This is a genomic window from Nonomuraea sp. NPDC001684, from assembly GCF_053596515.1.
The window spans coordinates 1-19,042 of the sequence record NZ_JBSFGJ010000164.1 but is presented as its reverse complement, the minus strand read 5'-3'; the positions used below and the strand labels follow the sequence as shown (position 1 = coordinate 19,042).

Annotated in this window: 18 protein-coding genes; 5 read left to right on the top strand and 13 right to left on the bottom strand. The window is 73.8% G+C overall.

Going from position 1 to position 19,042, the window contains the following annotated elements; all coding sequences use genetic code 11:
- From ACWCSD_RS26420 to hisG (ACWCSD_RS26385), 8 genes are all read right to left on the bottom strand, one after another.
- A partial coding sequence (locus ACWCSD_RS26420; RefSeq protein ID WP_449918718.1) for a PfkB family carbohydrate kinase occupies positions 1 to 214 on the bottom strand: 214 nt, incomplete at its 3' end.
- On the bottom strand, positions 211 to 1,122 hold the full coding sequence (locus tag ACWCSD_RS26415; protein ID WP_387668398.1) for a 6-phosphogluconolactonase: 912 nt from the start codon (positions 1,120 to 1,122) through the stop codon (positions 211 to 213). The genes ACWCSD_RS26420 and ACWCSD_RS26415, both read right to left, overlap by 4 nt.
- Before the next feature lies 1 nt (position 1,123).
- Entirely contained in the window at positions 1,124 to 3,226 is a 2,103-nt protein-coding gene (locus tag ACWCSD_RS26410) for a N,N-dimethylformamidase beta subunit family domain-containing protein (protein WP_449918715.1), read from the bottom strand.
- A complete protein-coding gene (locus tag ACWCSD_RS26405) occupies positions 3,226 to 4,446 on the bottom strand; it encodes an ABC transporter permease (RefSeq protein WP_352349634.1) in 1,221 nt (406 codons plus the stop codon). Before ACWCSD_RS26405 ends, ACWCSD_RS26410 begins: the two co-directional genes overlap by 1 nt.
- Positions 4,443 to 5,534, bottom strand: coding sequence for an ABC transporter permease (locus ACWCSD_RS26400; RefSeq protein WP_358283115.1), 1,092 nt, complete (start codon positions 5,532 to 5,534; stop codon positions 4,443 to 4,445). The genes ACWCSD_RS26405 and ACWCSD_RS26400 overlap by 4 nt, the downstream gene beginning before the upstream one ends.
- A complete protein-coding gene (locus tag ACWCSD_RS26395; RefSeq protein WP_449918711.1) occupies positions 5,531 to 6,550 on the bottom strand; it encodes a BMP family lipoprotein in 1,020 nt (339 codons plus the stop codon). Before ACWCSD_RS26395 ends, ACWCSD_RS26400 begins: the two co-directional genes overlap by 4 nt.
- A gap of 148 nt (positions 6,551 to 6,698) precedes the next feature.
- On the bottom strand, positions 6,699 to 7,505 hold the full coding sequence (locus tag ACWCSD_RS26390; RefSeq protein WP_449918708.1) for an HAD family hydrolase: 807 nt from the start codon (positions 7,503 to 7,505) through the stop codon (positions 6,699 to 6,701).
- Positions 7,502 to 8,368 (bottom strand): ATP phosphoribosyltransferase, encoded by an 867-nt coding sequence (gene hisG, locus ACWCSD_RS26385; protein ID WP_449918705.1) that lies wholly within the window; start codon positions 8,366 to 8,368, stop codon positions 7,502 to 7,504. The genes ACWCSD_RS26390 and hisG (ACWCSD_RS26385) overlap by 4 nt, the downstream gene beginning before the upstream one ends.
- Positions 8,369 to 8,552: 184 nt before the next feature.
- Here hisG (ACWCSD_RS26385) and priA point away from each other — a divergent pair, with 184 nt between their 5' ends.
- Complete coding sequence (gene priA / locus ACWCSD_RS26380) at positions 8,553 to 9,290, top strand: bifunctional 1-(5-phosphoribosyl)-5-((5-phosphoribosylamino)methylideneamino)imidazole-4-carboxamide isomerase/phosphoribosylanthranilate isomerase PriA (protein WP_449918702.1); 738 nt, start codon at positions 8,553 to 8,555, stop codon at positions 9,288 to 9,290.
- Here the strand turns inward: priA and ACWCSD_RS26375 are convergent.
- Genes ACWCSD_RS26375 through ACWCSD_RS26355 form a run of 5 tightly spaced genes read right to left on the bottom strand, consistent with a single transcriptional unit; the run spans position 9,287 to position 15,746 of the window.
- Positions 9,287 to 9,772, bottom strand: coding sequence for an NUDIX domain-containing protein (locus ACWCSD_RS26375; RefSeq protein ID WP_449918700.1), 486 nt, complete (start codon positions 9,770 to 9,772; stop codon positions 9,287 to 9,289). The two genes, priA and ACWCSD_RS26375, sit on opposite strands and share 4 nt — an antisense overlap.
- The gene (locus ACWCSD_RS26370; protein ID WP_397164766.1) at positions 9,769 to 11,547 is read right to left on the bottom strand and encodes an ABC transporter ATP-binding protein; all 1,779 of its coding nucleotides are present in this window, start codon (positions 11,545 to 11,547) and stop codon (positions 9,769 to 9,771) included. The genes ACWCSD_RS26375 and ACWCSD_RS26370 overlap by 4 nt, the downstream gene beginning before the upstream one ends.
- Positions 11,548 to 11,568: 21 nt before the next feature.
- A complete protein-coding gene (locus ACWCSD_RS26365) occupies positions 11,569 to 13,392 on the bottom strand; it encodes an ABC transporter ATP-binding protein (RefSeq protein ID WP_449918697.1) in 1,824 nt (607 codons plus the stop codon).
- Between the two features lie 28 nt (positions 13,393 to 13,420).
- On the bottom strand, positions 13,421 to 14,476 hold the full coding sequence (locus tag ACWCSD_RS26360; protein WP_397164770.1) for a Gfo/Idh/MocA family protein: 1,056 nt from the start codon (positions 14,474 to 14,476) through the stop codon (positions 13,421 to 13,423).
- Entirely contained in the window at positions 14,469 to 15,746 is a 1,278-nt protein-coding gene (locus tag ACWCSD_RS26355; RefSeq protein WP_397164772.1) for an aminotransferase class III-fold pyridoxal phosphate-dependent enzyme, read from the bottom strand. The genes ACWCSD_RS26360 and ACWCSD_RS26355 overlap by 8 nt, the downstream gene beginning before the upstream one ends.
- A gap of 225 nt (positions 15,747 to 15,971) precedes the next feature.
- On the opposite strand from ACWCSD_RS26355, the gene ACWCSD_RS26350 reads away from it, so the two are divergent.
- From ACWCSD_RS26350 to ACWCSD_RS26335, 4 genes are all read left to right on the top strand, one after another.
- Positions 15,972 to 16,691: a phosphoribosylaminoimidazolesuccinocarboxamide synthase gene (locus ACWCSD_RS26350; protein ID WP_352349612.1), complete on the top strand. Its 720-nt coding sequence runs from the start codon at positions 15,972 to 15,974 to the stop codon at positions 16,689 to 16,691.
- A complete protein-coding gene (locus tag ACWCSD_RS26345; protein WP_449918692.1) occupies positions 16,678 to 17,382 on the top strand; it encodes an SDR family oxidoreductase in 705 nt (234 codons plus the stop codon). The genes ACWCSD_RS26350 and ACWCSD_RS26345 overlap by 14 nt, the downstream gene beginning before the upstream one ends.
- Positions 17,383 to 17,425: 43 nt before the next feature.
- Entirely contained in the window at positions 17,426 to 18,313 is an 888-nt protein-coding gene (gene hisG, locus ACWCSD_RS26340) for an ATP phosphoribosyltransferase (protein ID WP_449918689.1), read from the top strand.
- 71 nt (positions 18,314 to 18,384) lie between these two features.
- Positions 18,385 to 19,042, top strand: a 658-nt coding sequence (locus ACWCSD_RS26335; protein ID WP_449918686.1) for an MFS transporter, incomplete at its 3' end; no start/stop codon positions are given.

The following is a 19,042-nucleotide window of genomic DNA, read 5'->3' as shown; positions in this document are numbered from 1 at the left end:
CGGCCAGCGCCACCGGCCGGGCGGCGTCGTCGCCGAGGCAGCCGACGAACCGGGCGGCGGCGCCCAGCCGGGCCGCGGCGACCGCCACGTTCGCGGCCTTGCCGCCGTGCGCGGTGGCGTAGTCGGCGGCGTTGACGCTCTCGCCCGGCTCCGGCAGGCGGTCGCCGAACATGTAGAGGTCGACGATGTAGGCCCCGACCGCGACGACGGTCACGAGCCCAGCCCCAGGGCGCAGGGCGCGATGCTGTCGGCGTCGACGGTCACCCGCACGTCGGGGTGGTGGTGCGCGAAGGTCACCGGGAGCAGCACGTCCGGCTCGGTGGTGAGCAGCAGCACCCGGACGATGTACCGCTTCCAGGCGCCGCCGTCGGTGATCAGGTGCAGCCGGCGGGCGGAGAGGATCTCCGACATGCCGACGGTGATCGCCATCCGCGGGATCGCCTGCGTGTAGCCGCCGGTCACCCGGTGGGAGTGGGCCACGATCGTGTCGTCGAGCAGCGGGACGACGCGCGTGGTCGAGGCGGCGAACTCCGCGGCGGTGTACTGGTGCCAGCGCGTGGACGGCGGCTCGTTGAAGGCCAGGTGCCCCCGGTAGCCGAAGCCCGCGTAGCAGGTGTCGGCCCCGCCCTCGCCGCGCAGGCGCTCGCCGAACGCGTCGGGGTCGAACACGTCGGGGAAGACGACGTTGCCGGGGTGGGGCCGCAGGTCGGGGTCGAGGAGCTGGTAGAGGTTGCGGTCGCAGTAGCCGCGGAAGCTGAAGGGGTGCGAGGGGTCCACCGGCCGGCCCTGCCAGTCGAGGAACTCGTCCATGTGGAAGGCGTACACGTCGGCCCAGCTGATGCGCTCCTCGTTGCAGATGCGCGCCAGGATCGGGTACTGCGCCTTAGGGCCCACGGGCAGGATCCAGCGGGTGGGCTCGCCGCGCATGTTGCGGGCGCGTAACTCGTCGGCCATCTCCCGGGCCAGCCGGTAGTAGAGCTCGGTGGTGTCGGGGTAGACGGTCAGCGGGTGGCGGGCGATGGCCGCCAGTTCCTCGGCCGGCATGGACAACATCTCGTCGGTCAGCTCGGCCGACGTGCGGGGATAGGGGTAGTCGAGGTGCCTCGCGCTCGCGGTGGTCACGTCACTCCTCCTCACAAGCTGCGGGTTGCAGGAATCGGGACAGGACGTTCCGGGTGATTCGCCTGATGTCACCGTCACAGCAGGCGAGGCTGGTCACCCAGTTGACGGATCCGGCGGCGAACACCGCGCCGCCGGATCCGAGCAGTCGCAGGGTCATGTCGGCGCGTACGGCCTGCGCGCCCGAACCGGCCTCCTCGGTGGGAGGCCGGTAGTGGTGGCCGTGGCCGCCCGCGGAGGTCGCGAGCACCAGGGTGTCCGGCGGGGTGCCGAGCTCGGGCGCGGCCCGGTCGATCTCGTCCCCCGCCGCCCCGCCGAGCGCGAGGCCGCAGCAGCCCACCGGGTCGGTGCCGACGCCCTCGAACACCCAGGACGCCTCCTCCCGGTGGCTGTCGGGCAGGCGGGTGTAGCCGGGGGCGGGCCCCCAGCCCTGGGCGGCGAAGCCGACGCCGAGCAGCTCCTGCGGCGCCAGGCCGCGGTGCCGCCAGAGGCCGCCGGGCTCGCCGGTGGAGGTCAGCACGTCCTCGCCGGGCTCGTCGTCCCACCAGTCGCCGACGTGGCCGCGGCGGACCTCGATGGCGTGCGGGTGCCGGGGGTCGACGCCGGTCACCCAGTAGAACCCGTTGCCGCCCAGGTACATGAGCCGGCCGCCGCCGGACACGTACGCGGCGAAGGCGGCGCGTTCGGGGGCGGTGACGTACTCGGGGTGGCTGCCGGTCAGGACGACGCGGTAGGCGGACAGCAGGTCGGCGCCGCCTTCGTGCACGTCCTCGTCGGCCAGCACGTCGAAGGCGAAGCCCGCCGAGCGCAGCCAGCGCAGCAGCAGCAGGTCGGCGGCGAAGTGGCGCGGCGCGCCGGTCATCCACCAGCGGTAGTCGGGGGTCAGGTTGAGCACCGGGCGGCGTCTGGAGGAGTGGGTGACGTGGCCGCCCTCGCGCCGCTGGTCGTACAGGGACAGGCCGAGCTCGCGATGCTCGTTGAGGTAGGCGTCCACCGGGGAGAGCGTGATCACGCGGTCGGTGACCTGCCGGTAGTCGCCGAAGTACTCGGCCTCGCTGGACTGCCGGTGGTTGGCGTAGGCGAGGTAGGTGAACGTGGGCAGGACGACCGCGACCGGGCTCCTGCGCGTCGCGTCCGGGCGCGCCACCACCGGCAGCACGCACGACTGCCCCCGGGTCCGCAGGCGGACGCCGAGCACGGTGGAGCCGGCGTCCTGCGGGACGGTCAGCTCGCACGTCACCGGCCAGCGGGCGTCGTCGAGGTCCTCCGGGCTGACCTGGAGCGCGGTGCGGGCGTCGCCGCCCGGCCCGAGGAGCCCGGCCAGCGGCCGGTTGACGGCGCTCGCGTGGTGCCCGTTGCCGCTGACGTCCGGGACGACGGGCGCGCCGGGGCCGGCGGACGGGTCCCACAGGGCCAGCAGCTCGGGGCCGAGGTGCTTGACCAGTTCGGGACCGGTGGTCAGGTCGGTCAGCGGAACGCGGCCGGGCATGGCGAGCGGGCCTTCGGTCAGCATGGGCAGGGCGATCCGGCCCGCGTACGGATGCTCGTCGCCCGCCCCGATCAGCAGCTCGCCCGACGGGGACGGCAGCGGCAGGCGCGCCCGCCCGGCGCTCACGCCCGTGGTGCGGAAGTCGTTCAGATGCAGCACGGTCATCAGCGGCGCCGCCTCCCACGCCACGGCCAGCAGCGACCACTCCCCCGCCGGGACGGCCGAGCGCAGCCGGCAGCCCATGCTCCCCGACGGCGTCAGCACGGTCGCCTCGGGCCGGCCCTCCTCGTCGAGCGCGAGCAGCAGCCGCCATCCGGCGGCCCCCAGCCGGGCCACGACCTGGCGCGGCCCGAGCCGCTTCGGCCGGATCCAGAGGGCGAGGCCGCCCCTGGCGGGCGTCGGCACCGAGGCCGCCTCCAGCCGGGAGCCGGGCCGCAGCGGCCGCGGCGCGATCGTCACCGGCACGGCCGGGGTCAGGTCGCCCTCCCGGACGAGGTCCACGAGGGTGACGTCGGCGTCCCCGTCCGGGCCGGAGGCGTGCACGGCCAGCGGCTCCCCGGGCGCCGCGGACCAGCGGTCGGCGTACCCCATCAGGCGGGGTTCCCGGTCGACGGCCATCACGCGTCTCCTCGCCGGTAGGGGATGCCGACGTAGGCCGGCATGCGGAGCCGTTGGGCGACCGTGACCAGCACCAGCAGCGTGGTGAGGTACGGCGTGGCGTACACGAGCTGGGTGGGGACCGAGTCGGTGCCCTGGAAGACCGCGAAGGCGGCGGCGCCGAGCAGCGCCAGCGTCGCGGCCGGGCGCAGCCGCGTGCGGACGAGCGCGACCGCCGCGACCCAGGCCAGCACGGCCCCGAGCAGCAGCAGCACGTGCACCGCGCTCGCCTGGCGCAGTTGCAGCGCGTCGGCGTAACCGAACAGCAGCGCCCCCGCCGCCGTGCCGGACGGCCGCCAGTTGCCGAAGATCATGGCGGCCAGCCCGATGAAGCCCCGGCCGCCGGTCTGGCCCTCGCGGTAGACCGTCGAGGAGACGGTGACCAGGTAGGCCCCGCCGAGCCCGGCCAGCCCGCCGGAGACCAGCACGCCGTAGTACCGCATCCGCAGCACCGGGACCCCGAGCGAGTCCGCCGCCGCCGGGTGCTCGCCCGCCGACCGCAGCCGCAGCCCGAACGCGGTCCGCCAGAGCAGCACGAAGCTGACCGGGACCAGCGCGACGGCGACCACGGTGAGCAGCGAGACCTCGTGCAGGAAGCCCCGCACGATCCCGGCGAGGTCGGACACCAGGAAGAACCGGCCGCGCTCCAGCGCGCCGAGCAGGTCGGCCGTGCCCCCGCCGCCCGCCAGGACGGGCACGCTGACCGTGCCGATCGACCCGCTCACCGGCGGCGACTGGGTGGCCCCCGCCCCCGGCAGGCCGCTGAAGGCGATGACCGACATGAACCGGGCCACGCCCACCGCCAGGATGTTGATCGCGATGCCGCACACCACCTGGTCGACCCCGAAGGTGACGGTGACGACCGCGTGCAGCAGCCCGGCCGCGACCCCGCCGAGCGTGCCGGCCAGCACCCCGGCCCAGACGCCGAACCCGTACCCGGCCCACGCTCCGCAGACCGTGCCGATGATCATCATGCCCTCGATGCCGAGGTTGGCGACGCCCGCGCGCTCGCTCCACAGGCCGCTCAGCCCGGCGAGCCCGATCGGGACCGCCAGCCGCAGCGCCGCCCCCACGACGCCCGACCCGGTGAGCTCGTCGGCGCCGGTGAACACCCTGACCACCGACATCGCCAGCAGCAGGACGAGCGCGGCCCGCCACCATCGGTACCGTCCCGCGCTCATGCGGTCGGCTCCAGCGCCGGGGACGCCTGCTCCCGTACGAGCCGCTCGGCCCGCCGGCGTTCCATCCGCCGCGCCACCTCGTAGGCCACCACGACGCTGAGCACGATGACGCCCTGCATGATCGTGACGATCTCCTTGGGGATGCCCTCGATGTCGAGGATCAGCGCCGACCGTTCCAGGAACCCGAAGAGCAGGGCGGCCAGCGCGATGCCCGCGGGCGTGTTGCGGCCGAGCAGGGCCACGGCGATCCCGGTGAAGCCCGCGCCGGAGGGGAAGTCCATGCCGTACCGGTAGGTCTGGCCCAGCAGGTCGGGCAGCCCGGCCAGGCCCGCCAGTCCGCCGGACAGCACCATCGTGACGAGGATCATCCGGCGCGGGTCGATGCCCTGGACGCGCGCCGCCACCGGGTTCAGGCCGCCGGCCCTCAGCTCGTAGCCGTAGCGGGTGCGGGTGAGCAGCACGTGCACCGCCACCCCGAGCACGACCGCGCCCAGCGTGGCCGAGCCGAGCTGGTCGCCCGACGGCAGCGTGAGCTGCGGCAGCCGGGCCGACGGCGGCAGCTCCCGCGTCGAGCCCGAGGTGCTGCCGGCGGCGAAGACCTCGGCCAGCAGGTAGGCGACGACGGCGGTGGCGACGTAGTTCAGCAGCAGCGTGGACAGCACCTCGGAGACCCCGCGCCACACCTTGAGCACCGCGGCGATCCCCGCCCACAGGGCTCCGGCCAGCACCGCGACCAGGCAGACGAACGCCAGGTGCAGCGGGCCCGGCAGCCGCACGGCCGCCCCGGCGACCGCCGCGAACAGCGCGGCCACGTGGTACTGGCCCTCGACCCCGATGTTGAACAGCTTCATCCGGAAGGTGACGGCCACGGCGAGGGCGGCGAAGAAGTAGACGGCCGCCCGGTTCACCGCGGAGACGAGCGAGTCCGGCCGGACCCCGAACTCCAGCATCGTCAGGTACGTCCGCCCCGGCGCGGCCCCCACCGCGGCCAGCAGCGCGGTGGCGACCGTGAGCGCGATCAGCAGCGCGAGCGCCGGGACGGCGAGCACGCCCAGCGCTTCCCGGCCCGCCGCCCGCGCCCGGCTCACCGGCTCTCCGCCGGCCTGGCGGGCACCTTGATCTCGCCCGAGACGATCCGCTTGCGCAGCTCCTCCAGCCGCGGCTGGATGTCGGCGAGCTCGCCGCCGCTGGTGGCGTAGCCGACCCCGCCCTCCTTGAGCCCGAACTCGCGCACGCCGGCGATCGGCCGCCCCGCCACCGCGTCCCGGACGATGCTCAGCACCGCGACGTCGAGCTGCTTGGTGGCGCTGGTCAGGATCACCCCGGCGAGCCCGGGATCGACCGTCTTGCGCTGGTCGACGTCGACGCCGATCGCCCACTTGCCGGCCGCCTTGGCCGCCTGGAAGACGCCGAGCCCGGACGCCCCTGCGGCGTGGTAGACGACGTCGGCGCCGCCGTCGTACATGCCGCGGGCCGCCTCCTGGGCCTTGTCGGGGGCGGAGAAGCCGCTGAAGTCGGGCGGCTGGGACATGAACACGCTGGAGAGCTGGATGCCGGGTTTCACCGCGCGGGCGCCGGCCGCGTACCCGGCGAGGAACTTCTCCTGCGGCGGCGTCTGCACCCCGCCGACGAAGCCGATCTTCCCGCTGGCGGACTTGAGCGCGGCCGCCGCGCCGACCAGGTAGCTGGCCTGCTCCTCGCGGAACACCACGTTGGTGACGTTGGGCAGCTTCACGGTGGCGTCGTCGATGATGACGAACTGGGTGCGGGGGAAGGCGGGGGCGACCTTGGCCAGCGGCTGGGCGTAGAAGAAGCCGACGGCCAGCACCGGGTTGTGGCCGGTCTGGGCCAGCAGCCGCAGGATCTCCTCCAGGTCGGACCCGGCGGCGTTGGGGCTGAGCTCCTTGGCCGCGACGCCCAGCTCGGCCTTCGCGCGGTCGACGCCGGCCCCCACCGAGTCGTTGAAGGATCTGTCGCCGCGCCCGCCGCGGCTGAAGGCCACGCCGACCGAGGTGGCGCCCTTCTTCTCGGCGGCGGGACTGACGGCGCCGCAGGCGGCCAGCGAGCACAGCGCCGCGAGGACGGCGAGGACGCGGACGAGCACAGGGGCAACGGCTAATCGGGGCACTGGGGCACCTCTCAGACGGGACGCCCGCGCCCGGCGCGGGCCCTGGCGGCCTGCCTCCGCAGGCCGATCCTGGCCGGTGCGTTCCCGGCTCCAGCGACCATCATGAATAGTCGTCAGACAAGCGTCAATACTTCTCTGAGAAATCGGCCGTGGCGTGCCGTTCCAGCCACGCGGCCACCCCGTCGTCGTCGTTGGAGGCGGTCACCTCGCCCACCGCGCCGAGCACGGCGGGATGGGCGTTGGCCACCGCCACCGCGGTTCCTGCCCAGGTCAGCATGGGCAGGTCGTTCGGCATGTCGCCGAAGGCGATCACGTCGGTGCTGCCCAGGCCGAGCCGGGACGCCATCGACTCCAGGGCCGCGGCCTTGGTCACGCCGGACCGCATGACCTCGCAGAACACGTCGGCCGAGATGGTGACCTCGCAGCCGGTCAGCAGCCCGCGCACGGTCTCGTAGTACTGGCGGGCGGCGCCTTCGAGCTGGACCATCAGCTTGCCGACGTCGTGCCGGTCGATCTCGTGCTCCAGGCGGGGCACCCGGCGCGCGTCGCGGGCCAGCGGCTCGGGCAGGTGGAAGGCGTCCTCCAGGAGGAGTTCGAGGCGGCACTCGGCGCCCAGGCGCACGCCGGGGAACCGGTCGCGCAGCAGCGCCAGCGTCGCGGCGAGCGGCTGCCGGTCCAGCGGGCGGTAGTCGACCACCTCCTCGCTGCCGAAGTCGTAGGTGATCGAGCCGTTCCCGCAGACGGCGACGGCCGCGTGGTCCAGGGCCGCGGCCACCGGACGGGTGTCGCGGACCGGCCGCGCGGTCGCGATGACGAACACGTGCCCGGCGGCGCGGGCTCGGCGCACGGCGGTCCTGGTGCGCTCGGAGACCTGGCCGCGGGAGTCCAGGAGCGTCCCGTCGAGGTCGCACACGATCATCCGGCGGCTCACGGCGTGACGTCCTTCCCGACGCGCGACTCGATGACGTCGAGCGCCCCGGCGGCCAGGATGCCGCCGATGGTCTCGGCCAGGCCGCGCCGGGCGGCCAGCCCCTGCACGACCACCAGGCTCTCGGTCAGGCCGGTGCCGGCCCGCCAGGACCGTGCCGGCATCGACCCCGCCACCCGCGGGAGGTCGCGCGTGGTGGTGCGCACGGTCAGCAGCACGTGGGCCGCTCCCCCGTCGACCGAGGTCAGCAGCCGCGCGACCCGCTGGATCGCGGCGCGCCTGCGGGCGTCCCGCCAGGCGGCGGGGCTCGCGACGACCTGCGGGAGGCAGGTGCGCAACGTGGCGACGACCCGCAGGTCGTGCTCGTCCAGGGCGGAGCCGGGGCCGTCGGTCTCGATGACGGCGTCGGCCAGCTCGGGGACCTTGGCCTCCGTGGCGCCGAACGACGGGACGATCCGTACCGGCAGCGGCACGCTCTGGAAGAACTGCCGGGAGATCTTCGGGAAGCCGGTCGCGACCCGGGCCCCGGCGGGCAGGCCGGCGGCGTCCACGGCGGGATGCCCGAAGGGGACGGCGAGCACCAGCCGCCAGGGCGGCACGCACCCGCTCGCCTCGACCAGCTCGACCTTCGCGCCGGTCTCCTCGATCCAGTCGGTGCCGGTCACGCCGAAGTCGAAGACGCCTCGCTCCACCGCGAGCGGGATCTCGCGCGGCTTGTGGAAGGCCACCTCGACGCCGCCGTCGTAGGCGATGCTCGCCCGGTAGCTGCGCTCGGACGGCCGGCGCACCTCCAGCCCGGCCGCGGCGAACAGGTCGAGGACGGGACGCTCCAGGAACGTGCCCTTGGGCAGCGCGAGCGAGACCATGCAGTCCTCCTCGGAACAGGGGGACCGGCCCCCGGCGACTGGGCGTGCGGCGCGCACCGGCAAGCGTTCCCGTCCGGGCGGGCGGGCGGCAAGTGAACCATGGTGGTGGCCGAAGGTTGACTTCGCTTCCTGACCAGTGTTCGCGATGATGGAAAAGGGGGGTTCACGGGAGAGGAAACGACGAGTGTCCACATGCCTGACCCTCCTGCCCGCCGTCGACGTGCGCGGCGGCCGGGCCGTCCGCCTGCTGCGCGGCGAGTCCGGATCCGAGACCTGGTACGGCGACCCGCTCGACGCGGCGCTGGCCTGGCAGGACGCGGGCGCCGACTGGGTGCACCTGGTGGACCTGGACGCCGCCTTCGGCACCGGCTCCAACCGGGCGCGGATCGCCGAGGTCGTCGGCGCCCTGGACATCCCGGTCGAGCTGTGCGGCGGCGTGCGCGACGACGCGAGCCTGGCGGCGGCGCTGGCCACCGGCTGCGGCCGGGTGGTGCTCGGCACCGGCGCGCTGGAGCGTCCGGCGTGGGTGGCGCAGGTCATCGCCCGGCACGGCGACCGGGTGGCCGTCGAGCTGGACGTCTGGGGCACCACCGTACGCAGCCACGGCTGGACCCGCGACGCCGGCGAGCTGTACGAGACCCTGGCCCGCCTCGACGCGGCCGGCTGCGCCCGGTACGTCGTCACCGACATCGCCAGGGACGGCACCCTCGGCGGCCCCAACCTGAAGCTGCTGCGCGACGTCTGCGCCGCCACCGGCCGGCCCGTCGTGGCCTCCGGCGGCATCTCCAGCCTGGACGACCTGCGCGCCGTCTCCTCCCTGACCCCGCTCGGCGTCGAGGGCGTGGTCGTGGGCAAGGCGCTGTACGCCGGCCGGTTCACCCTGCGACAGGCCCTGGACGCGGTACGCAAACCGGAGTCCTAGACCGGCCGCATGGCCAGCGCGCGCAGGGCCAGCTCGACCATGCCCGAGCCGGGCGACTCGGCGGCCAGGCGGCGCAGGGCGTCGCCGTCCAGCCAGCGGGCCTCGTCGAACTTGTCCTGCTCGATCGCGGGCCGGGTCAGGTCGCCCTCGACCGTGGCCAGCACGTCGATCTCGCGGCGCAGGCCGCCGTCGCCGCCGGTCCAGTCGAAGACGTCCACCAGGCCGCCCACCCGCAGCAGCCGCCAGCTGGTCTCCTCCGCGATCTCCCTGGCCAGCGCCGCGCACAGCGTCTCGCCCCGCTCGACGTGCCCGCCGACGATGTCCCAGCAGCCGGGGAAGAGCCGCACGTGGGCCGCCCGCCGTTGCAGGAACACCTCGCCGAGCGGGTTGAACAGCACGGCGCCGACCACGCAGCGCACGCCCGTGGCGGACGCCTCCCGCTGGATCGGCTCGAACTCCGCCGGATGGGGGGCGCAGGTCATGCGGTCTCCTGGTGCGCGTAGTAGGTGGCGTAGAGCTCGGCGAACGGGCCGTCGCGGCGCAGCAGCTCGTCGAACCGGCCCTGCTCGGCGATCTCGCCGCCGTGCAGCACGAGGACGCGGTCGGCGCGCCGGATGGTGGACAGCCGGTGGGCGATCACCACGACCGTGCGGCCCGCGCACAGCCGGGCCAGCGCGTCCTGGATGCCGCGCTCGGTCAGCGGGTCGACGCTGGCGGTCGGCTCGTCCAGCAGCAGGATGTCCGGCTCGCGGACGAACATCCTGGCCAGGGCGATGAGCTGCCGCTGCCCGACCGACACGCCCTGACCGCCGGCGGCCAGGCGGTCGTCCAGGGACATCGGCATGCTGCGGTCCCACACGCGGTGGCCGATCCGCTCGACGGCCCGGACGACGTCGTCGCGGCCGGCGCCGGGGCGGCCGTAGGCGATGTTCTCGGCGAGCGTGCCGGCGAAGATGAACGGGTGCTGCGGGACGACGCCCACCCGCCGCCGGTAGGCCCGCAGGTCCAGGGTGCGGATGTCGCGGCCGTCCACCAGCAGCTCGCCGCCCTGGAAGTCGTAGGCGCGGGCGATCAGCTTGGCCAGCGTGGACTTGCCGCCGCCGGTGTGCCCGACGACCGCCACCGTCTCGCGGGCGGCGAGGCGCACGTCGAAGTCGCGGAACACGGCGGCGCCGGAGCCGTACCGGAAGTGCAGGCCGCGCGCCTCGATCGCGCCGGTCAGCTCGGTCACCGGCGCGTTGCCGCTCTGGACGACGGCGTGGTCGCTGTCGATCAGCGCGAACACCCGCTCGGCGGCGGCCAGCCCCTGCTGGAACAGGCTCCAGAACGAGGCGGCCTGGGTGACCGGCTGCCAGAGCATGCCGAGCGCCTGGAGGGCGAAGTACCACTCGCCCGCCGAGAGCCTGCCGATCGCCGCGAACCGCCCGCCCTGGTACAGCACGACCGCCGTGGCCAGGCCCGCCAGCAGCGTCAGGACCGGCAGGATGACCGCGTAGATGAGCCCCTGCCGGACGTAGACCCGGTACGACAGCCGGTTGACGTCGTCGAAGTCGTCGTGGACGGCCCGCTCGCGGCCGAAGCTCTTGGCGACCGCGATGCCGAGCATGGTCTCGTGCACGTTGGCGTTGACCTTGGCCATCACCCGCCGCGTGGCGGCCGCCGCCGTGCGGGCCACCCGGCGGAAGGCCAGGGCGGTGCCCAGCAGGAACGGCAGTGCCGCCAGGATGACCAGGCCGAGGCCGGGGTCGATCCAGAACACCACGCCGCCGAGCAGCACCACCAGGAAGAGCTGGCTGATCAGGTTGAGGGTGAGGGTGAGCACCGAGCCGAAGCCCTCGGTGTCGCCGGTGACCCGGCTGAGCACCTTGCCGACCGAGTTCTCGTCGTAGAAGGCGACGTCCTTGGCGAGCGCGGCGTCGGCGGCCTCGCACTGCAACTGGTAGACCATGCCGCCCACCAGCCGCGCGGTGATCGCCTGGCGGGCCCAGTTCATCGCCCAGGCCAGCACCGCCGCCGCGACCACGAACAGGCACAGCAGCAGGCCGGGGCCGCTGCCGCCGCCGGCCTGGTCGATCAGGCGGGAGACGACGATCGGCACGGAGGCGGTCAGCAGCACCGAGCCCGCGACGAGCAGGGCCGAGCCGATCATGCCGGCGCGGTGGGCGCGCAGCTGCCGCAGGATGCGGGCCAGCAGGCGGCGGTTGCCGTACACGCGGTCGTAGGCGTCGGCGTGCAGGCCCGCGAACAGGTCGCTCACGGGCGCCGCCGATCCTGGGCGTCAGCCACTGTAGATCTCCCGGTAGAGCGCGCAGCGCGCCATCAGTTCGTCGTGCGAGCCCTGGTCGACGACCCGGCCGCCGTCCAGCAGCAGGATGAGGTCGGCGCGGCGGATCTGGCCGGGGCGGTGCGAGACCAGCACCGTCGTGCGGCCCGCCGTCGCGCGCTCGATCGCCTCGGTGATCGCCGATTCGGTACGGGCGTCCACGGCGCTCGTCGCGTCGTCGAGGGTGAGGATGCGCGGCTCGGTCAGCAGGGCCCTGGCGATGGCCAGCCGCTGCCGCTGCCCGCCGGACAACGTCGTGCCGCCCTCGTTGAGCACGGTGGCGTAACCGTCGGCCATGCCCTGGACGAACTCGTCCGCGCACGCCTGCTTGGCGACGCGCAGGACGTCCTCGTACCCGGCGGCGTGCGGGGCGCCGAAGGCGATGTTGTCCAGCACGCTCTTGGAGAACAGGAAGATCTCCTGGTCCACGTGGCCGATCTGGCGGCGCAGCGCGCCGGGCTCCCACTCGCGCACGTCACGTCCGTCGATCAGCACCCGGCCCTCGGTGGCGTCGTACATGCGGTTGACCAGTTTGATCAGCATGCTCTTGCCGCTGCCGGTGGGGCCGACGACGGCGAGGGTGCGGCCGGCGGGCAGGTGGAAGGAGACCTCGCGCAGGATGTCGCGGCCCTCGTGGCGCAGCGACACCCGGTCGAAGGTGATCGTGCCCTCGACGGCGGCCGTGTCGCCGCGGGTGTCCTCGCGCTCGCCGGGGGCGCCGTCGATGATCTGCCGCATGCGCGCGGCGGCCGCGAAGCCCTCCTGGATGACCGGCACGGCCTGCTCGGACATGGTGACGGGCTGCGCGAACAGCAGCAGCCAGCCGAGGTAGGTCACCACCTGGGACAGCGCCAGCTCGCCCTGCGAGTAGAGGTAGAGCGAGTGCAGGGAGCCGGTCACCATGGCCAGGGCGAAGCTCAGCGCGGGCAGGTAGACCGCCTGCGCCCGGCCGCGCCGGACGAAGGCGTCCCGGTAGGCGGCGGCGGCCGATCTCAGGGCGTGCCGCTCGAAGTCCTCCTGCGTGGCGGCCTTGACGGTGGCGATGCCCGACAGCGTGGTGGAGAAGCGTTCGTTGAGGTCGGCGAAGGTCTCGCGGGTGCGCATGACCAGCGGGTAGAGCCGGCGCAGGTGGTAGCGCAGCGCGTAGGCGAAGACCAGGACCAGCACGCCGGGGGCCAGCAGCAGCCGCGGGTCCAGCGAGGCGATGAACAGGATCGGCACCAGCAGGGCCAGCACGCCGTTGGCGGCGGTGGCGGCCCCGGGGCTGAGCATGTAGTCGACGAGCCTGGCGTCGTTGATGGCGCGGGCCAGGATGTCGCCGATGCGCTGCTGGTCGTGGAAGGCCATGCGCTTGGTGAGCAGGCTGCGGTACAGCTCGTCGCGCACGTCCCGCTTGACGCGCTGGGCGACGACCTCCATCGAGCCGTTCGACAGCAGGTCGGCGACGAACCGGCCGGCCGCCAGCAGCGCGGCCGCCAGCGCCGCCACCCCGACCGCGCCGAGGTCGTGGCGGGGGCCGGTGGCCTCGGCGAACGCCGCGCCGATCTGCACGGGGACGAGCGTGGAGCACAGGCTCGCCGCCGCGGCGGCCACGGTGAACAGCAGCAGCGACGGCCGGTGCCGGCGCAGGTGACCGGCGATCCACCGGCCCACCCCCCGCGACCCGGCCCGGTCCCGTGCGGCGGCCTGATCCCGCGTGACGGCCGGATCAGGTGACCCGGCCGGATCCCGCGACGCGACCGGCCGCCCGCCCGCGGCCGGTCGCGCCCGCTCGGTCATTCCTCCCCCTCCTCGTCGGCGGCCCGGCCTAGGCCGAGGCCCGGACGGACCCGGTCAGCAGGCCGAGGCCGTTCGTGGCGGCGGTGTTGAGCTCGGCCATCACCCGGTCGCACAGGGCGGAGGCGGCCAGCGCGTCGGAGACCGACGGCACGCCCTTGACCGGAGGACGGCCGCCCGTCTGGGGCTCGGCCGACCGCTGCGCGCAGGCGTCCACGAACGCCTGCAGCTCCGGCCCGAAGCCGCTGCGCCCCCACCCGTGGTCCAGGTTGCGGGTGGCGTGCAGCTCCTGGCCGTACGGCACGCCGTCGGACAGTTCGAGCGTCACCCGTTCCAGCGACGGCGCGCTGTACCGGCTGCCGTCCATGCCCTGGACGGTGACGCCCACCATGAACCGCTTGACGTGGTTGCCCATGCGCAGCGTGGACAGCGAGCCGTCGTGGTGGCGCAGGAACAGGTTGATCTGGAACCGGTCGGCGTCACTGGCGATGGCGTGCGCGTCCACCTGGACGACCGGCGACGGCACGAACCAGCGGGCCAGGTCGAGGGCGTGCACCCCGTTGTGCCGGATCCACGCCTCCAGGGTGGTGTCCACCCCCCATTGCGGCGCGGACGGGTGGCGGCTGTAGAAGTCGATGGTCACCGAGCACGGCGTGGCCCGGATCCCCTCGCTCAGCTCGTGCAGCCGCTGCAGGGTCTCGGCGTAGCGGAAGTTGAAGCCCACCTGGACGTGCCGCCCGCTGCGCCGCACCACGTGCTCCAGGTCCTGGAGCGCGGGCGTGGACGGCCCGGCCGGCTTCTCGACGAAGCAGTCCACCCCGCGCTCGGCGAGCTGCCGGACCAGCAGGTACGACGGCTCCGGCGGGACCGCCAGCACGGCGGCGTCCACCATCTCCAGGTCGAGCTCGTCCACCGAGGAGACGCAGGTCGCGCCGCCGGCCAGCGACTGCACGTCGGCGGCCAGCGACAGGTCGGGGTCGACGCAGGCCACGACCTGGTGGCCGCGGATGCGTTGCAGGAACGGGAACAGGTTCTGCTGCATCTGGCGGCCGCAGCCGACCAGGGCGAGGCGCAGGAGGTCAGCCACGGCCGGCCCCCGCGGGCGCGCTCCACGCCTCGAACGCCTGCCGCACCCGGTCGCGCAGGTCACCCCAGTCGATGTCGCGGTGGGCCAGGCACACGAAGGACGGGTGCCCTTCGAGCAGCAGGATGCCGACCCCGGCCAGCTCGGCCAGCAGCGACTCGCGCCGCTCCTTGTCGCCCAGCAGCCCCACGTCGTGGTAGACGAGCTCGAACATGCCGCCGCCGAGCACCGGACGGGCGCCCACCAGGGCCTCGACCCCGGCGTCCGCGGCGGCCGCGGTGAAGGCGGCGGCCACCTGCGTGCCGATCCGGCCGAGCTCGGCCCAGCCGTCCGGCGAGTCGCCGACGGGCTTCTCCAGGATGTCGCGGGTGGCCAGCGCCGCGTAGACGGCGATCATCTCCTTGGAGAACGTGCCGCTCAGCCGGGCCTTCTCGGCCAGCGCGAGCAGGTCGGCGTCACCGGCCAGGATGCTCAGCGGGGCGCCGTTGGCCAGCGCCTTGCCGATCACGATCAGGTCGGAGCCGAGGGCGTTGTCGTGGTCGTAGCCGAGGGGCGAGATCCGGCCGCCGGTCTTGGTCTCGTCGAAGACGGTGAGCAGGCCGGCCTCGCGGCACATGGCGACGGCCTGGCGCAGCACGTCGGCCGTGGTGAAGGAGGCCAGGTAGGCGTCGAAGACGAAGCAGCCCAGCCGGCCGCGGTGCCGTTCCAGCAGCTCGGCGAGGGATTCCAGGCGCAGGTCCACCCAGTTGGCCACCGGCTCGGACTCGCCGACGCCGCGCATGCCGTCGGTGTAGCGCAGCTTCTCCCGCAGCGGGGAGTGCAGCGGCTCGTGCCACTTGAGCGAGTCGGCGATCTGGGAGTCGTGCCAGCCGACGTAGCCGCTGCGGATGATGCCGAGCCGCCCGGTGCGCATCGCGGCCAGCCGGAAGGCGGCGGTGACCGCCTCGGAGGCGGTCTTGAAGAACGCGCCGCGGTCGCCGGGCCGCTCGCCGAGCAGCCGGTCGAGGTATTCCTGGTGGAACGTGGTGTAGCCCGGCAGCATGACTCCGTTGCCGAGATAACCACAGAGAATTTCGTTGAACTGGGCGTCCGCGTGACCGATTATCACTGGGCCATAACCCATGACGAAATCGATGTACGGTACGCCGTTCGCGTCGGACACCTCGCCCCGCCGCCCCCGCGAGAACAAGAGCTGCTGCCCCGCGGACCTGAACTTACGCGTGATCTTCGAGTGAGCTATGCGCTCATATTCCGACAACGATCCTCCCCCCATTGGGATTCTAATTAGGCTCGGGAATTTCAATTTCTGAAGACAGTACCGTCCGGTCGCCGGGACCCGTCAAGTACTCTTTCTTCCAGTGCTCCAGGCAAGGGCGGACGACATATCAAGACCGCGAGAGCCACGTCAAGTGCTCCTTTTTCCAGGGTCACGCCGCCTTGACAGCGAGGTGCCCGCAATATCAAGTTGTGTGGGCCATTGTCGGCGGATGGAGGCGACGTGGATAACGGATCAGATCCGGGAACTCCGGCCGGCCGGGGCGAGCCGGATATCGTCGGGCGCAGTAAGCGTCTGTGGCTGCTGCCCGAGGGGCGGTGCCTGGTGCAGATAATCCCCAGCCTGCGCAGTTTCACGTACCACCGCGATGAAATCGTCGAGCGCACCGGGCCGCTCCGGCTCGATTTCTACGAAAGGGCGGCGGCCCGGCTGGCCGACGCCGGCGTGCCGTGCGCGTTCCGGGAACGCGTCTCGGCCGACTCGTACGTGGCCGACTACTGCCCGGCGCCGCCGTTCGAGGTGATCGTGAAGAACCGGGCCACCGGATCGACCACCCGCAAGTACCCCGGCCTGTTCGAGGACGGCGCCCCGCTGCCGCGCCCGGTCGTGAAGTTCGACTACCGGACCGACCCCGAGGACCAGCCGATCGGCGAGGACTACCTGCGCGCGCTCGGCCTGCCGGTGGAGGAGATGCGCGAGCTGTCCCTCGCCGTCAACGACGTGCTGCGGTCCTGGCTGCGCCCGCTGGAGGTGTGGGACTTCTGCCTCATCTTCGGCCGGACGGCCGACGGCGGGCTGACCGTCATCTCCGAGATCTCCCAGGACTGCATGCGCCTGCGCCACCAGGACGGCTCCCCGCTGGACAAGGACCTGTTCCGGGACGGCGTGGCGGGCGAGGAGATCGTGAACCAGTGGAGCCGCGTCCTTGATGTCATCACATGAGCCCCCGGCCGCGCTGGTCACCGGCAGCAACCGGGGCAGCGGGCGGGCCATCGCCGAGGAGCTGCGCGAGCGCGGCTACCGCGTCTTCTCCCTGAACCGCTCGCTCGCGGGCGAGGACTGGCTCGGCGAGCACAGGTGCGACCTGGCGGACCCGGCGCAGATCGCGGAGGCGACCGCCCAGGTGCTCGGCGCGGCCGGCCGGCTCGACGTCTGCGTGTCCAACGCGGTGGACCGGGTGCTCGACCCGATCGCCGACCTGCGCGCCGAGGACTGGGAGCGGCTGGTCGCGATCAACCTGAGCGCCTGCTTCCACCTGCTCAAAGCCGTCCTGCCGGCGTTGCGGGCCGCCGGCGGGATGTTCGTCGCCATGGGCAGCCACGCCGGGACGCGGTACTTCGAGGGCGGGGCCGCCTACAGCGCCACCAAGGCCGGGCTGAAGGCGCTGGTCGAGACGCTGCTGCTGGAGGAGCGCCGCAACGGGGTGCGCGCCTGCCTGGTCTCGCCGGGCGCCATCGCCAACCTCGACGGCGACGGCTCGCCGCACAAGATGAGCACCCGGTCGGTGGCCCGCTGCGTGGCCACCATCGTCGACTCCTGGCCGGACGACCTCGTGGTGGGCGAGATCGAGGTGCGGCCGTCCTCCCTGCCCGAGCCGCCCGTCGTCGGCATCGACCGGCTGCTGCACGTGTGACCCCGCCGCCCCGCCGTCCCCGCCGCGCCCGTCAGGAGGAATCATGATCTCGCTCGCCCTGCCGAAGGGCTCGCTGGAGCGGCGGGCCCTGGAGCTGTTCGCGACCGCGGGGCTGCCCGTGCGGCGGCGCTCGGAGCGCTCCTACCGCGGCACGGTGGACCACTCCGGCGTGTCGCACGTGGCCTTCTACAAGCCGCGCGAGATCCCCCTGGTCGTCGGCGACGGCACCTTCGACCTCGGGCTCACCGGCGCCGACTGGGTGGAGGAGACCGGGGCCGAGGTCGAGGTGGTGGAGTCGTTCGACTACTCCAGGAACACCGAACGGCCGTGGCGGCTGGTGCTCGCGGTGCCGTCCGGCCATCCGGCCCGCAGCGCCGCCGACCTCGACGACGGCGTCAGAGTGGCCACCGAGTACCCGAACATCGGCCGCCGCTTCTTCCGCGAGGCGGGACGCCGGGCCGAGGTGGTCGTGTCCTACGGCGCGACCGAGGCCAAGATCCCCGAGCTGGCCGACGCCATGATGGACGTCGTGGAGACCGGCCACTCGCTGCGCCAGAACGACCTGCGCGTCATCGAGACCGTGCGGACCTGCGGCGCGCAGCTCGTCGCCAACCCGGCCGCCTACGCCGACCCGGCCAGGCGCGGCGTGATCAGGAACCTCGCCCTGCTGCTGCGCGCCGCCTGGGTGGGCCCGGCCCACGTGCTGCTGACCGTGCGCGCCCCCGCCGACCGACTGGCCGAGGTGGTGCCCGCGATGCCGGACCGGTCGTGGCGCGCGGGCGCCGACCTCGCGGACGGGACCATGGTCGTGCTCCAGGGCGTCCTGCCCAGGCGGGAGGTGCCCGAGACGATCGACGCGCTGCTGTCGGCCGGGGCCGTCAACGTCACCGAGTCGGGCATCGGCATCTTCGCCACGGGGGATGCGGGTTGATCGGCGCCGCCGGCATGGCGAAGATCGGACGTGGGAACCCTGGCCCGCGGAGCGCAGTGCGAAGGAGACTCATGGACCCCCGGTCGGCGGCGAAGATCACGGAGGCGTCCCCGCGGCGCTCCCCCTGGCTGACGATCCTGCTCGTCTACGTCGGCGGGGTCGTCGGCGCGATGAGCCTCGGCAAGTTCTCCTCGGTCGGGCCCGCGATGGCGGCCCAGCTCGGGCTGTCGCTGTCGGAGCTGGGCTGGGTGATCTCGGCGGTGGTCGGCGTCGGGGCCGCGGTCGGCCTGCCGGCGGGCTATCTCGTCCGCCGCTTCGGCACCGGGCGGTCGCTGGTCACCGGGCTGGTCCTGATCGCGGCGGCGGGCGCGGCGAGCATGGCGGCCAACGACTTCGCCTGGCTGCTCGTCGCCCGCGGCGTCGAGGGCGTCGGCTACGTCCTGGTCACCATCTCCTGCCCGGCCCTGATCCTGCGCCTGGCCCACGAGCGCGACCGGGGCACCGCCCTGTCGGTCTGGGCGACGTTCGTCCCGGTCGGGCTGGGGGCCAGCACGCTGGCCGGCGGCGCGGCCGGCGACGCGCTGGGGTGGCGCGGCTGGACCGGCCTGATCGCCGGGCTGACGCTGCTGGTCGCCGCGGTGACATGGGCGCGGCTGCCGCGCGGCGGCGCGGCGCAGGCGGCCGGGCCGGTGCCCCGGGCGCGGGCGCTGACCTGGCCGGGCGTGCTGG

Excerpts from the sequence above, each read along its gene's own strand:
- ACWCSD_RS26410 (WP_449918715.1), bottom strand. The coding sequence starts at position 3,226 with ATGGCCGTCGACCGGGAACCCCGCCTGATGGGGTACGCCGACCGCTGG.
- ACWCSD_RS26405 (WP_352349634.1), bottom strand. The coding sequence starts at position 4,446 with ATGAGCGCGGGACGGTACCGATGGTGGCGGGCCGCGCTCGTCCTGCTG.
- hisG (WP_449918705.1), bottom strand. The coding sequence starts at position 8,368 with ATGGTCTCGCTCGCGCTGCCCAAGGGCACGTTCCTGGAGCGTCCCGTC.
- ACWCSD_RS26375 (WP_449918700.1), bottom strand. The coding sequence starts at position 9,772 with ATGACCTGCGCCCCCCATCCGGCGGAGTTCGAGCCGATCCAGCGGGAG.
- ACWCSD_RS26365 (WP_449918697.1), bottom strand. The coding sequence starts at position 13,392 with ATGACCGAGCGGGCGCGACCGGCCGCGGGCGGGCGGCCGGTCGCGTCG.
- ACWCSD_RS26355 (WP_397164772.1), bottom strand. The coding sequence starts at position 15,746 with ATGGGGGGAGGATCGTTGTCGGAATATGAGCGCATAGCTCACTCGAAG.
- ACWCSD_RS26345 (WP_449918692.1), top strand. The coding sequence starts at position 16,678 with ATGTCATCACATGAGCCCCCGGCCGCGCTGGTCACCGGCAGCAACCGG.
- hisG (WP_449918689.1), top strand. The coding sequence starts at position 17,426 with ATGATCTCGCTCGCCCTGCCGAAGGGCTCGCTGGAGCGGCGGGCCCTG.